The 14,170-nt window shown below is 58.4% G+C and carries 12 protein-coding genes; 2 read left to right on the top strand and 10 right to left on the bottom strand.

Going from position 1 to position 14,170, the window contains the following annotated elements; all coding sequences use genetic code 11:
• Positions 1-73: 73 nt before the first annotated feature.
• The 7 genes from ACMWL8_RS11020 to queA all read right to left on the bottom strand — a co-directional run bounded on the left by ACMWL8_RS11020 (position 74) and on the right by queA (position 6,740).
• Positions 74-754 (bottom strand): helix-turn-helix transcriptional regulator, encoded by a 681-nt coding sequence (locus ACMWL8_RS11020; protein ID WP_028012145.1) that lies wholly within the window; start codon positions 752-754, stop codon positions 74-76.
• Between the two features lie 14 nt (positions 755-768).
• On the bottom strand, positions 769-1,134 hold the full coding sequence (locus tag ACMWL8_RS11025) for a VOC family protein (RefSeq protein ID WP_045259891.1): 366 nt from the start codon (positions 1,132-1,134) through the stop codon (positions 769-771).
• Between the two features lie 142 nt (positions 1,135-1,276).
• Positions 1,277-2,248 (bottom strand): protein translocase subunit SecF, encoded by a 972-nt coding sequence (gene secF, locus ACMWL8_RS11030; RefSeq protein WP_045259890.1) that lies wholly within the window; start codon positions 2,246-2,248, stop codon positions 1,277-1,279.
• 10 nt (positions 2,249-2,258) lie between these two features.
• Positions 2,259-4,106: a protein translocase subunit SecD gene (gene secD / locus ACMWL8_RS11035; RefSeq protein WP_072031998.1), complete on the bottom strand. Its 1,848-nt coding sequence runs from the start codon at positions 4,104-4,106 to the stop codon at positions 2,259-2,261.
• Between the two features lie 27 nt (positions 4,107-4,133).
• Positions 4,134-4,466: a preprotein translocase subunit YajC gene (gene yajC, locus ACMWL8_RS11040; RefSeq protein WP_000007630.1), complete on the bottom strand. Its 333-nt coding sequence runs from the start codon at positions 4,464-4,466 to the stop codon at positions 4,134-4,136.
• A 22-nt stretch (positions 4,467-4,488) separates the two neighbouring features.
• Positions 4,489-5,616, bottom strand: a complete 1,128-nt coding sequence (gene tgt / locus ACMWL8_RS11045; protein WP_045259930.1) for a tRNA guanosine(34) transglycosylase Tgt — start codon at positions 5,614-5,616, stop codon at positions 4,489-4,491.
• Between the two features lie 53 nt (positions 5,617-5,669).
• Positions 5,670-6,740: a tRNA preQ1(34) S-adenosylmethionine ribosyltransferase-isomerase QueA gene (queA, locus tag ACMWL8_RS11050; protein WP_028012140.1), complete on the bottom strand. Its 1,071-nt coding sequence runs from the start codon at positions 6,738-6,740 to the stop codon at positions 5,670-5,672.
• Positions 6,741-6,832: 92 nt separating this feature from the next.
• Between queA and acpH the strand changes: the two genes are divergently transcribed.
• Complete coding sequence (gene acpH / locus ACMWL8_RS11055) at positions 6,833-7,414, top strand: ACP phosphodiesterase (RefSeq protein WP_041911095.1); 582 nt, start codon at positions 6,833-6,835, stop codon at positions 7,412-7,414.
• A gap of 127 nt (positions 7,415-7,541) precedes the next feature.
• Positions 7,542-8,144, top strand: a complete 603-nt coding sequence (locus ACMWL8_RS11060; protein WP_003859113.1) for a peroxiredoxin C — start codon at positions 7,542-7,544, stop codon at positions 8,142-8,144.
• A 43-nt stretch (positions 8,145-8,187) separates the two neighbouring features.
• Here ACMWL8_RS11060 and ACMWL8_RS11065 read toward each other — a convergent pair whose 3' ends face one another.
• From ACMWL8_RS11065 to malZ, 3 genes are all read right to left on the bottom strand, one after another.
• Positions 8,188-9,573: a DUF3999 domain-containing protein gene (locus tag ACMWL8_RS11065; protein ID WP_045259889.1), complete on the bottom strand. Its 1,386-nt coding sequence runs from the start codon at positions 9,571-9,573 to the stop codon at positions 8,188-8,190.
• A complete protein-coding gene (locus ACMWL8_RS11070) occupies positions 9,570-12,191 on the bottom strand; it encodes a DUF2339 domain-containing protein (RefSeq protein WP_045259888.1) in 2,622 nt (873 codons plus the stop codon). The genes ACMWL8_RS11065 and ACMWL8_RS11070 overlap by 4 nt, the downstream gene beginning before the upstream one ends.
• Before the next feature lie 85 nt (positions 12,192-12,276).
• The gene (malZ, locus tag ACMWL8_RS11075; protein ID WP_045259887.1) at positions 12,277-14,094 is read right to left on the bottom strand and encodes a maltodextrin glucosidase; all 1,818 of its coding nucleotides are present in this window, start codon (positions 14,092-14,094) and stop codon (positions 12,277-12,279) included.
• Positions 14,095-14,170: the final 76 nt, after the last annotated feature.

The following is a 14,170-nucleotide window of genomic DNA, read 5'->3' on the forward strand; positions in this document are numbered from 1 at the left end:
CCACGGGAGAGGGCGCAAACACAAAAAACGGCAACATCGTTGCCGTTTTGCTTTTACCTCGCCACCCGGCTTTTTACTGCTTCACCTTGCGCAAAAAATCCGCCAAAGACCTGTCCGCACTCTCACTGAACCGCCTCTCCGTCATTACAACATTGAGACACCGGTCGAGCCGGAAACAGCGGTAGTCATCGCGCCGTTCACACCATGCCGCCAGCAGCCAGCGCTCCCCCCAGAAGAACAACCCCAGCGGCTGTACCTCACGTTTAGAGAGCAGCCCGGCTTCATCACGATAATGCAACGCCAATACGCGCTGAGCGGAAATCGCCTGGTGAATCATGTCAAAATCGCTGCGGGAGTGGCTTTGCATGCAAAAATCCGGGGCGTAGATCCGCGTCTGCTCCGCCTTTCTGCGGCTCTCCTCAGGCAGAATAGCCAGCACCTTCTCCTGGGCCGACTCCAGCTCGCGCGACAGCGATTCACCTCCCCAGGTTTTGAGCAGGCGAATCGCGACCATCAGCGCTTCGGATTCCTTATTTGTCAGCATCAGCGGCGGCAGGTCAAAACCCGACATCAGCCGATATCCGCTTCCCGCCTCGCCTTCCACCGGCACGCCGGAAAGCGACAGGTCGCGGATATCGCGGTAGACCGTGCGCTCGGACACGCCAAGCCGGTCCGCCAGATGCGCTGCCGTTGTCAGACGCCTGCCCCGCAGGATCTGCACAATCTGAAACAAACGGTCAGCGCGTCGGGTCATAACGTCATTCGCTCTCAGGCAGGTTGATGAAGGCCGACGCGGTTACCCTCGCTGTCGGTAAACAGTGCGATAGTGCCGATACCATGCGGCAGTTCCAGCGGGCCAAACACGCACTCGCCGCCCGCAGAGGCAATGCGATCGAGCGTGGCCGCCAGATTGTCAGTATGCAGGTAAATAATAGCGCCCTGCAAAGAGGGCGTAACGCCGTCAAATTTTGCCAGCGCTCCTCCGGTGGCGGGATCCTCATGCGGGAAAACCGCCAGCTCGGCAATGTCCATTTTCTCGCGACGCAGCGCGAGCTGCATCACCGGCTCATAAAATTTGATGGCGCGATCCATATCCGAAACCGGAATTTCAAACCAGTTAATTACGCTTTTCATACATCCTCCTGCCTGTTGTTTGGGTTCAGAAGGAGTCTACGGCAGGGCTCCTGACAGCATACTGTCAGGAGTGTTTGTCAGGAGCAGATAAAAAAAATCCCGGTCAACAGACCGGGATTCCGATAACGCGCTAAACGTCGCCTTACGGCAGAATGGACGGCTGATCCGCCCCTTCTTTCTCGACCTTCTGCTGGAGCAGGTGCTCGCGCTTCATGCCAAGTTTCAGTGCCAGAGCGGACGCCACGTAGATAGACGACGCCGTACCGATGGAGACACCGATCAGCATGGTCAGCGAGAAGCCTTCCAGCACCGGGCCACCGAAGAGGAACAGCATCAGGATCACCATCAGGGTAGTACCGGAGGTGATCAAGGTACGATGCAGCGTCTGGGTCAACGACACGTTAAAGATTTCGTACGGCGTGCCGCGACGGATCTTACGGAAGTTTTCACGGATACGGTCAGATACCACGATACTGTCGTTCAGTGAGTAACCGATCACGGACATCAGGGATGCCACGATGGTCAGGTCAATCTCAATGTGGAACAGAGACAGTATGCCCATGGTAATCACCACGTCGTGCGCCAGGGCGATAACCACACCAGCCGCCAGTCGCCACTCGAAGCGGAAACCGACGTACACCAGGATGGAGATCAGCGCCACCAGCAGCGCCATGGCGCCGGTTTGCGCCAGGTCCGCACCCACGCTCGGGCCGACGAACTCAATACGCTTGACCGCCGCACTCTGGCTGGTGGTTTCGTTAATGACCTGTACGACCTTGCTGCCCAGCTCCTGGCTGCCGTTGGCATCGTGCACCGGCGGCATACGCACCATGATGTCGCGGCTGCTGCCGAAGTTCTGCAGCAGCGGCTCTTCAAAGCCCGCTTTCTGCAGAGACAGGCGCATCTGGTCCATATCGACCGGTTTTTCCAGGGAGATCTCGATGACCGTACCACCGGTGAAATCGAGACCCCAGTTAAAGCCTTTCACGCCCATAATGACGATGGACAGAATCAGCAGGAAACCTGAAATGCCGAAGGCCCAGTAGTCCCAGCGCATAAAGTCCCAGACTTTACGGCCGTGGTTCAATTGTTCAACAGTATATTCCTGTGCCACAACGCACTCCTCAGATAGACAGCTTTTTGACGCGCTTGCCGCCGTACAGCAGGTTCACGATGGCACGGGTGCCGACAATAGCGGTAAACATTGACGTTGCGACACCGATACCGGTGGTAATCGCAAAGCCTTTGATCGCGCCAGTACCCACTGCATACAGGATAAGAACCTTAATCAGTGTTGTTACGTTCGCATCGAAGATAGAGCTGAACGCGCCTTTGTAACCTTCATCAATCGCCTGCTGAACAGAGCGACCATTGCTCAACTCTTCTTTGATACGTTCGTTAATCAGTACGTTGGCGTCGACCGCCACCGCAAGGGTCAGAACGATACCCGCAATACCCGGCATGGTCAGCGTCGCCCCCGGCAGCAGGGACATAATGCCGATGATCAGCACCAGGTTTGCGATCAGCGCGGAGGTCGCAATCAGACCGAACTTCTTATAGAAGAAGATCATGAAGAGGATAGAGACCGCCAGACCGGCCAGACACGCTTCCAGACCCTGCTGGATGTTTTGCATACCCAGAGTTGGACCAATGGTACGTTCTTCAACAATCTGAATTGGCGCAATCAGCGCACCGGCACGCAGCAGCAGCGAGAGCTGACGCGCTTCGTTCGGGTTACTAATACCGGTAATACGGAAGCTGTTACCCAGACGAGACTGGATGTTGGCGATGTTAATCACCTCTTCCTCTTTCACCAGCACCGCACGACCGTTTGCATCTTTCTTACCGCTGTCTTTGTACTCCACGAACAGGGTCGCCATCGGTTTGCCGATGTTGTCCTTGGTGAAGTTAGACATGATGTTACCACCCGCGCTATCCAGCGAGATGTTAACCTGCGGCTGGTTGTACTCATCCTGGCTTGAAGTGGAGTCGGTGATGTGGTCACCGGTCAGGATCACGCGCTTGTACAGCACAACCGGCTGACCTTCGCGGGTCTGTTTCACTTCGGAGTCACCCGGAATACGGCCAGACGCCGCGGCAGACTGATCGACATTGGAGTTCACCAGACGGAATTCCAGCGTCGCGGTCGCACCGAGGATCTCTTTCGCACGCGCGGTATCCTGGATACCCGGCAGTTCAACCACGATACGGTCAGCACCCTGACGCTGTACCAGCGGCTCAGCCACACCCAGCTGGTTTACACGGTTACGCAGAATGTTGATGTTCTGCTGAACGGCATATTCACGCGCTTCTTTCAGACGCGCATCGGTCATCACCGCACGCAGCTGGTTGCTGCCCTGAGAGGTGATCACCAGGTCACGGTGACGTTGGGTCAGGTAATCTACAGCCTGATCGCGCGCCGCGCTGTCGCGGAACGTGATGCTCATGCCGTAGTTATCTTCTTTACGCACGGTAGTGTATGGGATGCCTTTGTCGCGCAGATCGCTGCGCAGGCTGTCGATATTCTGTTCCTGCAGCTTGCCGAGCGCGGTATCCATATCCACTTCCATCAGGAAGTGAACGCCGCCACGCAGGTCAAGACCCAGCTTCATTGGCTCTGCGTTCAGCGCAGCCAGCCAGCGAGGGGTTGCAGGAGCAAGGTTAAGCGCCACGACATATTTGTCACCCAGCACGCCCATCAGCGCTTCGCGAGCGCGGAGCTGCGTGTCGGTGGTGTCGAAGCGAGCAAGAATTGCACCCTCTTCCAGAGCCACAGACTTAGCGGTAATTTTTTCTTCTTGTAACGTTTTCTGGACCTGGATCAGCGTTTGCTCACTGGCGGCGACACCGCGCGCGCCAGTGATTTGAACGGCCGGATCCTCACCATACAGGTTGGGAAGCGCGTACAGCAGGCCGACGATAATCACGACGACCAGCATGATGTACTTCCACAAAGGATAACGGTTTAACACGGCAGTTCCCTTTGGGAAAAGTTGGGATTACAGCGCCTTCATGGTGCCTTTCGGCAGAACGGCAGCTACGAAGTCACGTTTGATAACCACTTCAGTGGTGTCGTTCAGGGCGATAGCAATGTAGCCGCTTTCAGCCACTTTGGTTACGCGGCCGACCAGACCACCGTTGGTCAGCACTTCATCGCCTTTCGCGATGGAGTCCATCAGCTTTTTGTGCTCTTTGGTACGCTTCTGCTGTGGGCGCAGGATCATGAAGTAGAAGATCAGACCGAACACAACCAGCATCAGGATCAGAGACATCGGGCTGCCCTGCGCCGGAGCACCTGTTGCCGCTACCGCATCAGAAATAAAAAAGCTCATTCAAATTCCCTCATTATTAATATTAATCAACGTTCAACGGTGGAACATCCCGCCCCTGACGTTGGTAAAAATCGGTCACGAAGCTCTCTAATTTACCCTCTTCGATAGCCTTGCGTAAACCAGACATTAAGCGCTGATAGTAGCGAAGATTATGAATCGTATTGAGACGCGCGCCCAAAATCTCATTACAACGATCGAGATGATGCAGATACGCGCGAGAATAATTGCGACAGGTATAGCAATCGCACTCGGAATCGAGCGGGCTGGTGTCACTCTTATGCTTCGCGTTACGGATTTTCACCACGCCATCGGTAACGAACAGATGACCGTTACGCGCGTTGCGGGTTGGCATCACGCAGTCGAACATATCAATGCCGCGACGTACGCCTTCCACCAGATCTTCGGGTTTACCCACACCCATCAGGTATCGTGGTTTATCCGCCGGGATTTGCGGGCAGACGTGCTCCAGAATGCGGTGCATGTCTTCCTTCGGCTCACCCACAGCCAAACCGCCGACAGCGTAGCCATCAAAACCTATCTCTACCAGACCTTTAACAGAGATATCGCGTAAATCTTCGTAAACGCTGCCCTGAATGATGCCGAACAGCGCATTTTTGTTCTGCAGGGAGTCAAAACGGTCGCGGCTGCGCTTCGCCCAGCGCAGAGACATCTCCATAGAGCGTTTCGCGTAGTCCCAGTCTGCCGGGTACGGCGTACATTCGTCGAAGATCATCACGATGTCGGAGCCGAGATCGTACTGAATCTCCATCGACTTTTCGGGATCGAGGAAAATCGGATCGCCGTTGATCGGGTTACGGAAGTGTACGCCCTGTTCGGTGATCTTGCGGATATCGCCCAGGCTGAAGACCTGGAAGCCGCCGGAGTCGGTCAGGATCGGGCCTTTCCACTGCATAAAATCGTGCAGATCGCCGTGGAGCTTCATGATCTCCTGACCTGGACGCAGCCACAGGTGGAAGGTATTGCCGAGGATAATCTGTGCGCCCGTGGCTTCAACTTCTTCCGGCGTCATCCCTTTTACGGTGCCGTACGTGCCCACAGGCATAAACGCGGGGGTTTCCACCACGCCGCGATCAAACACCAGGCGACCGCGACGCGCGCGGCCATCGGTGGTATCGAGTTCAAATTTCATTTTTTCTCCGACGTCAGAAAAACAGTCCAACGTTGTCATACGGTGCCGCGGACTTATTCCCCGACACGCTCATTCAAAGCCAGCGGATTGTACGTGATAAACATCGCGTCCCCGTAGCTAAAAAAGCGATATTTTTGTTCTACCGCAGACTTGTACGCATTCATCGTATGCTGATAACCCGCAAACGCAGAGACCAGCATAATCAGCGTCGATTCAGGCAGATGGAAGTTGGTCACCAGCGCGTCAATCACTTTGTACTGATAGCCCGGGTAGATGAAGATCTGCGTATCGCCAAAGAACGGCTCGATAAGACCGTTTTTAGCTGCCTGCGCGGCGCTTTCCAGTGAACGCACGGACGTCGTACCGACGGCCACGACGCGGCTACCGCGCGCTTTCGCCGCCAGCACCGCGTCCACCACATCCTGCGGCACTTCGGCATACTCGGAGTGCATGATATGGTCTTCAATGCTGTCCACGCGCACCGGCTGGAAGGTGCCCGCGCCGACGTGCAGCGTCACAAACGCCATCTCAACGCCCTTCGCGCGCAGCTTTTCCAGCAGCGGTTCATCAAAGTGCAGACCTGCGGTTGGCGCCGCGACCGCGCCAGGCTTCTGGCTGTAGACGGTCTGGTACAGCTCGCGGTCGGCCTCTTCGTCCGGGCGCTCAATGTACGGCGGCAGCGGCATATGGCCGATGGCGTTCAGGATATCGAGCACCGTGCGCTCGTCGTCGAACGCCACCTCGAACAGCGCGTCGTGGCGCGCGGTCATGGTCGCCTTGATGCTTTCGTCATCACCCAGCAGCAGCTCCGCGCCCGGCTTCGGCGCTTTGGAAGCGCGAATATGTGCCAGAATACGTTTATCATCGAGCATACGTTCGACCAGCACTTCAATCTTGCCGCCGCTGGCCTTACGGCCAAACAGGCGCGCCGGGATCACGCGGGTATTGTTAAAGACCAGCAGATCGCCAGGGTTGAGCTTGTCGAGCAAATCGGTGAAAGTACCGTGCGTCAGCTCGCCCGTTGGCCCATCCAGTGACAGTAAGCGACAACTGCTGCGCTCAGGCATGGGATAGTGAGCAATCAGGGATTCAGGTAGTTCAAAGGAGAAATCGGCGACGCGCATGACGTATACTCGTGACTTAAAAACAGGCGGCATAGTCTAGTGCTCACACCCTTTTGCTGCAACAACTAGCCGCCACTGGACAAATAAAACGCATGAATTTTCTCGCTCACCTGCATCTCGCTCACCTCGCTGACAGCTCCCTTTCCGGCAATTTGCTGGCCGATTTCGTGCGCGGCAACCCCGCTGAAGCGTATTCTCCCGAGGTTGTCGACGGGATTTTTATGCACCGCCGCATTGATGTCATCACTGATAATCTGCCCGAGGTGACGGAAGCGAAAGCGTGGTTTCGCCCTGAAACGCGCCGCGTTGCGCCGATCACGCTCGACGTGATGTGGGACCACTTCCTGTCTCGCCACTGGGAACAGCTCTCGCCGGAGATGCCGTTGCCGGCGTTTGTGCGCTACGCCCACCAGCAGGTGTCGATAATTCTGCCCGACTCGCCGCCGCGCTTTGTGAATCTGAATAACTACCTGTGGTCGGAACGCTGGCTGGAGCGCTATCGCGAGATGGACTTTATCCAGAATGTCTTGAATGGCATGGCGAGCCGTCGCCCGCGGCTGGATGCGCTGCGCGACTCCTGGTACGACCTGGATGAGCATTACGATGCGCTGGAGAGCCAATTCTGGCAGTTCTATCCGCGCATGATGGCGCAGGCGAAAAACAAGCAGCTCTGACAGCACGATCATTGATAGGTAAAAGCTGGCGGAACGATTGTCACCACCTCTTTGTCTTATCAACGAACACTCTCTATACTGGCTCGCGTTGCGTTCCAAATAACCTTAGTATCTACAGGAGAATCATATGGTTCTGGTAACTCGTCCGGCTCCGGATTTTACAGCTGCAGCAGTTCTGGGCAACGGTGAAATCGTTGAAAACTTCAACTTCAAACAGCACACCAACGGTAAAGCGACCGTTCTGTTCTTCTGGCCAATGGACTTCACTTTCGTTTGCCCGTCTGAGCTGATCGCGTTCGACAAACGTTATGAAGAATTCCAGAAGCGTGGCGTGGAAGTGGTTGGCGTCTCCTTCGACTCTGAATTTGTACACAACGCATGGCGTAACACCCCTGTCGAAAACGGCGGCATCGGTGCGGTGAAATACGCAATGGTTGCGGACATCAAACGCGAAATCCAGCAGGCTTACGGTATCGAACATCCGGACGCTGGCGTTGCGCTGCGCGGTTCCTTCCTGATCGACGCAAACGGCATCGTTCGTCACCAGGTTGTGAACGATCTGCCGCTGGGTCGTAACATTGACGAAATGCTGCGCATGGTTGACGCGCTGCAGTTCCACGAAGAGCACGGCGAAGTGTGCCCGGCTCAGTGGGAAAAAGGTAAAGAAGGTATGGCTGCGTCCCCAGACGGCGTTGCTAAATACCTGTCTGAGAACGTATCCAGCCTGTAATCGGCACGGTTTACGAAGAAGGCCCGCTTATGCGGGCCTTTTTTTATGCCTTACGCTGCGTCTCTCGCCAGATGCGCCAGGCCATTCCCGCCAGCAGAATTACGCCCGCAATTAGCACGCTCCACACCAGCAGCGCGTTCATCCGGCTCTCCCGCTCGGACGCAGAGGTAGCGGTCAGACGCCCCTCGCCGCCTAACGCGACATCATCCAGAATGTCGGCCTGCGGCAGGTGCTCCATATCATAGGTTTTGCGCAGGTCGGCTGGGATCAGCATGTCAGGCTCCACGCTGGCAGGCTTTGCAGCGCCATTACCCCAGGCAAGCACGTATGGCGCTTTTCCCTGCGCGTTGAACACCAAATCATAGCGGTCACGATGCCCGGTGACGCCCGGCAGGTATTCCGGCAGGCGCGCATTCAGCGTCGTGATTTTCACCGCCTGCACCAGGCCTCCGCTAAGCGAAACCGGTGAAGACGTTTTGCCCTCCAGACGGTAAAGCACCTCTTTTTTCAGGGGGTGCCATGTGTCTTTATCCGAACTCCGCCACGCTATCTCCACGGGAAGGACGCCGTCGCCATTCAGAAAAATGCTGATAGCACTCAGCGGCTGCGGCCGCGCCCAGTGCCACTGCGCTTCGCTTGTCGATAGCTGCTCCCCTACCCCCTCAAGATCGATCGCGTCCGGCGTCGCCCGCGCAGGAGCGCTAATCGCGTTAACGCCGGTTAAGGTCACCCCCTGGCTCTGAGCGTTCAGCACAACCAGGAGATAGCGATTCGTATCGGGAGACAAAACGATATCGGTATCGATCCGATCGAGCTTAAGACGATCCTGCCCGCTCATCACGTCCAGCAGCGGCATATCCTCGCGCAGGGTATACCAGCGCTTAAGATCCTCGCTGTAATAGACCGACGCCGTTCCCTGCCACGGCGCCTGAGGGGTATTCCAGAGCAGCTGCAGCTGGGACAGGGCAATCTCACCCGTAGCCTGCTCCGGCAGGGTCAGCAGATAATGCTGCCCGGCTGCGGCGGCTTTTTGCCCCTCCAGCACAATCTCTACGCCGTTTCCGGAACGGAGCAGGATCTTATCGCTGCCCTCATCCCCACGCGCAGGCGCAAGCGGTGAGGCGTCCAGAGGAAAGAGGCGCAGCGCCGTGGATTGCGCTGCCGCCTGCGGACGCGTCGCGGTGACCAGGCTGAAAGGAACCGGCTCGCCCGACTGGTTAAAGACGCGGACATCATGCAGATCCGGCGACGTGCTCTGCGTATAGACGGCGAGCGGCAGCGTCACCCGATACCACTGGGAAGGAGCAGACGTATCCAGCGAGCGGCCAAAGGCATAGTCCCGGGGCGATTCCGTTTGTACCTCGTCGCAGAACGCCGGGCCTGCAAGCGCCAGCAGAGCGGTACAAGCTACCGCTTTCATCCATTTCATTTTTCATCTCCTGTTTTGGGCGGTAGCGGCGAGAAATACCCCACGATCAGCACCAGTATTGCCACGCCGATAAACGCCACCGCACGCGACAGACCGCCTCCACCCGCGCTGTCCACCAGCATCAGTTTAACCATCACCACGCCCAGCAGCGCGGCACCGCCAAGCCACTCCTGACGGGAAACCCTACGGGTGGCGTGGACCATGATGACCAGCGCGCTCAGCATCCAGAACAGGGCAAACGAGGTCTGGATCAGCCGCGAATCCCACAGCGACGCCATATTCCAGGCCACGTCGCCGTACCAGGCCAGAGCGCGCATCAGCGCACCGTTAAGCCACCAGAAGCCAAACGCCATAATCGCGACGGCAGGCCACGGACGGGCCTGCAAGAGCTGCGTCGGGTAGTAGCGATCCACCGCCCGGTAAAAGACCACCAGCCCCAGCAGCGCGAACGCCGCGCCTTCTTCAAGCGGGTTCACCAGCGGCAGCCAGGTCTGACGATAAACCACGCCGTCCTGGAAATTGGTCACCACCAGCAATACCAGCAGCGCCGCGAGCACGGGGATCGGTGCTATGCACGCGTAGAGCGCGGGCCACTCCCGGAACGGCCACCCGCGACGGCGCACCGCCGCAGAGAGCGCCATAATCACCCCGCCGCCTGCGGCCATCGCCAGCCCGCTGCCCCAGGCCGCCATGCCCCACGGCAGCGACCGGGCAAACCAGTAAAGCTCCGCCGCCAGCGCCAGTAATATCATCCAGAACAGCGCCAGATGCAGCCCCATAGAGATGCGCGGCGCTAAACGGGCGCCGTCGCGCCGCAGCAGCATCAGCGCGGCGGGAAGCGCAATACCCCAAGCCAGATTTGACCAGCCGGCGGCAAACATCTGCTGGTGCGAGAGCTGATAGCCCACCATCACCAGCATCAGCGGCCACAGGAGCCATTTACTGGCATCCAGCTCCCGCCACGCCAGCCGCGCGGCAACGTATCGCCAGCCCCAGACCGAGACGGCGGCAAGCGCCAGCACGCCTGACAGAACAGGCAGTTCCTGCTTCAACACCAGCCGCGACGCGCCAAATAGCGCCACGAGCCAGAACAGCAGCCCGCCTGCCAGCAGCGCCCAGCTAACCGGCAGAAAGAGGTTCCGCCACAGCCAGGCCGCAGCCAGCCAGCAAAGGCTAAGGATGGCGAAGATAAGCAGCAGGCTCAGCGGCGTAACGCCGTTCATCTGCGCCCACAGCGCGCTGCCGAGCGCCAGCACCAGCAGCGCCGTCCCGCTATAGCTCATGCGTCGCTGGTGCTGCTGCACGCCCAGCCAGAGGATGCCCAGCCCCTCCAGCGCCCAGGCCATCGCCGTCCACCGCGCGGAGAGCGCGAGCGGAATCGCAAGCGTGGCAAACCCGCCGCCGATCGCCAGCGCCGCCATCACCAGCGGTCGCCCGATGGACGGATAGCGGCGCAGCGCAAGGAAAGCGAGGGCCAGATAAAATGCGCCGTATCCCAAAGCGCTCAGGGCCGGACCATATTCCCAGTGCCGGGTCATACCGTACTGCATCCCAAAGCCTATCAGCGGCGGGGCAAACAGCAGCACGCCATCAATAATCTGCTTTCCTTTCTCCTGCGCCCGCAGCGACAGCGCCACGCTCAGCACGCCGAATATCAGCGTATTGGCAATCAGGAACAGCTGGCAGATCCAATAGTCTTCAGGCTGGTACTCACTCAGCCCCCACAGGCCGCCCACGCCAAAGGTAAAGAGCAGCCCGAGCAGGTTGAGCTCGCGCCAGTGCTGCCAGATGCTGATGGCGAGAATGCCGGTGGAAAGCAGGAGATAGAAGGAAAACAGCGCCACAAAGTTGCCGCCCCCGGTAGATAGCAGCAGCGGCGCAAGATACCCGCCGAGGCTCGCCAGCATGGCAAGGCTCAGCGCTTTCTGCAGCACGGCCAGCCCAACGCTCGCGGCGCAAATCACCACCAGTAGCGCAAAGGCCAGCGTCATCGGCAGCATCTGCCAGAGCCGGAAGGCGCCGAAGACCGTCAGGTAGAGAATGCCCGTCGCCCCGCCCTGTAAGATAAGCGCGTAGATCGGCTGCTTGTGCCGCAGCCGCCACCCAACCGCCAGCAGCACGATGGCAAACAGCGCCGTCGCCACCAGGCGTAGCTCAAGCGGGAACAGGGAGTGTTCAACGGTATAGCGCAGCAGGAAAGAGAGGCCGAGGAAGAGCAGCAGAATGCCAAGCTTCGCCAGGGGATTACCCTGCATAAACCAGCGCGTCAGCGACGTCACAATGCCACCAAAGGCAGAAGGCTGTTTAGCCGCAGGCACAGGGGCCGGAGCGGGTTTTGCCTCGGCTGTAGGAATGTCGGGACGCCAGGGATCGACAGGCGCGGGCGCGTCCTCAGCCACAGGCGCGGTCACGACAGCCGGAGTGACCGCTTGCACCTGTTCTGTCTCCGGCGCTACTTGAGCTGCGCCGCGCTGCTCAAGCACCTCAATGCGCTGGCGTAGCCGGGCGATCTCCTGCTGCGCCGCCGTGCTTCGATTAAACCCGATAACCGCAAGCACGGGCGCAACCAACAGCGCAAAAACCAGGAATAAACAGCCAAGGATGTAAAGCTCGTCCATGTTTCCACCTTCACCGTAAACGATCCGTTAAGATTGACACAAATCGTTGCATTTGCGCCATCTTAAAAGGGGAAACTTTAGCGCATTAGCTGCCGAGCCAGACCGTCGCGGATACCGCAGGCAGCGCCAGCACGCCATCCTGTATCGTCGCCTTGCCCTCTTTGTTCGTCCACGTCGCCACCTTAAGCAGCGGCGAATCATCCAGCACCACTTCGCAGGCCTCGCCCCGGTTAATCGCCACCAGCACGCGCTGCTGATTATAGACGCGGACAAAGACCACCACGTTATCGTGGGCGTACGCCACCTGACAGCCGCCGTAGCGCAGGGCGAGACTCTGTTTGCGCAGCTTCGCCAGCCGCTGATACAGGCTGAACAGCACCTTATCCTGTTTCTCTGCCTCCCACGGGAAGGTTTTGCGGCAGAACGGATCGTTGTTGCCGTCCAGCCCCACTTCGTCTCCGTAGTAAATGCACGGTACGCCCGGCCAGGTGAAGAGCCAGGTGACCGCCAGCGGCAGACGCGCCACATCCTTGCCGAGCAGGGATTTAAAGCGCGCGGTGTCGTGGCTATCGAGCTGGTTAAACATCCGCAGCTGCTGCTGATGCGACAGGCCAGCGCGATAGTTATCCATCCATGCGGCGCAGGTTTCGGCGTCGATATGGTTCGGATCGTAGGAGATATCGGTGTTAGCCAGGAATCCCCACAGCGGGAAGGTAAAGCCGCGATAGTTCATCGCCGCATCTTCGGCATCATTTTGCAGCCACTGGCGCGCGTCGCCAAAGTGTTCGCCAAAGACAAACGCCTCCGGCTGAGCCGCTTTCGCCGAACGCGCGATCCCGGCCACGTGCTGAAGGTTATTTCGCGCCCCGCCCGCTTCACCGAGCATATGCACTACATCCAGACGCCAGCCGTCCATATTCCACGGCGCCTTCAGCCAGTGACGCACGATGCTGTCTTCCCCGCCGTAAATCTCGTTCACCAGAGACGGGGACTGGAAGTCCAGCTTCGGCAGGCTCGCGTAGCCCAGCCAGTCCAGCGCGCGGCCCTCCTCGCTAAAGCTGTACCAGTCGCGCTGCGGGGAGTCCGGATTATGGCACGCCCCGCCCATCGACTGGTTATGCCGGTCAAACCACGCGTGCGAATCTCCGCTGTGGTTGAACACGCCGTCCAGGATCAGGCGCATCCCCTCCTTTTGCGTATTCTCACGCAGGCGCAGCAGCGCCTCGTCACCGCCAAACTGCTCGTCAACGTGACGATAATCTTCGGTATCGTATTTGTGTACGCTCGGGGCTTTAAACACCGGGTTGAGGTACAGCGCCGTCACGCCGAGTTTTTTCAGGTACGGCAGCTTTTCGCTGATGCCGTCGAGATCGCCGCCGTAGAACGTCGAGCCGCCCGCCTGCGCCGTCACCGGTTCATCCCATTTTTTCAGGATGATGTCGTGACCCGCGGCATGATGGTAATAGACCTTGTCCTGGCCGGCGGTGCGTTTTTCGCTGCGCGCAAAGCGGTCCGGGAAAATCTGATAAAAGACCTGATCGTTAACCCACTGCGGGCCGTTATCCGGGTAATCGACGGCGAACTGCTCCAGCCGGGCCGGTGGGAAACGGCTAAACCCCTGCGGGGTAAACCACAGCTGACGGTTGTTCCACAAAAGCTTAAAGCTATAGCGACGGCGCGGCTGCCCGCTGCGCAAATCGATATTCGCCCGCCACGCCGTAATCCCCGGCTGCGGCTGGCTGCGCAGCTTGTGCATTTTCAGCCCGGTCTCTTCGTTATCAATTTCGGCGCGGAGCGTCACGCGTTCCGGCTGATTTTCCCCCGCCAGCCAGAGCGTAATCACAAGGTTGTCTTTGTTTTGCTTAACAAATGGGGCAACCGGAAGGTGCCAGGCGTTTAACATCACGAATCCCCTCTGATGAAATTGACGTCACCTTGCCACAGGGTGGTTAAGGATAGCTCACCATGACGAGATTTAT

It is taken from the genome of Enterobacter sp. 04-C-12-SI-ECC, from assembly GCF_047530715.1.
Classification (GTDB): domain Bacteria; phylum Pseudomonadota; class Gammaproteobacteria; order Enterobacterales; family Enterobacteriaceae; genus Enterobacter; species Enterobacter bugandensis.

Bases quoted from the DNA above. Each gene is read 5' to 3' on its own strand.
- ACMWL8_RS11020 (WP_028012145.1), bottom strand. From the start codon at position 754: ATGACCCGACGCGCTGACCGTTTGTTTCAGATTGTGCAGATCCTGCGG.
- ACMWL8_RS11025 (WP_045259891.1), bottom strand. From the start codon at position 1,134: ATGAAAAGCGTAATTAACTGGTTTGAAATTCCGGTTTCGGATATGGAT.
- yajC (WP_000007630.1), bottom strand. From the start codon at position 4,466: ATGAGCTTTTTTATTTCTGATGCGGTAGCGGCAACAGGTGCTCCGGCG.
- tgt (WP_045259930.1), bottom strand. From the start codon at position 5,616: ATGAAATTTGAACTCGATACCACCGATGGCCGCGCGCGTCGCGGTCGC.
- queA (WP_028012140.1), bottom strand. From the start codon at position 6,740: ATGCGCGTCGCCGATTTCTCCTTTGAACTACCTGAATCCCTGATTGCT.
- acpH (WP_041911095.1), top strand. From the start codon at position 6,833: ATGAATTTTCTCGCTCACCTGCATCTCGCTCACCTCGCTGACAGCTCC.
- ACMWL8_RS11060 (WP_003859113.1), top strand. From the start codon at position 7,542: ATGGTTCTGGTAACTCGTCCGGCTCCGGATTTTACAGCTGCAGCAGTT.
- ACMWL8_RS11065 (WP_045259889.1), bottom strand. From the start codon at position 9,573: ATGAAATGGATGAAAGCGGTAGCTTGTACCGCTCTGCTGGCGCTTGCA.
- ACMWL8_RS11070 (WP_045259888.1), bottom strand. From the start codon at position 12,191: ATGGACGAGCTTTACATCCTTGGCTGTTTATTCCTGGTTTTTGCGCTG.
- malZ (WP_045259887.1), bottom strand. From the start codon at position 14,094: ATGTTAAACGCCTGGCACCTTCCGGTTGCCCCATTTGTTAAGCAAAAC.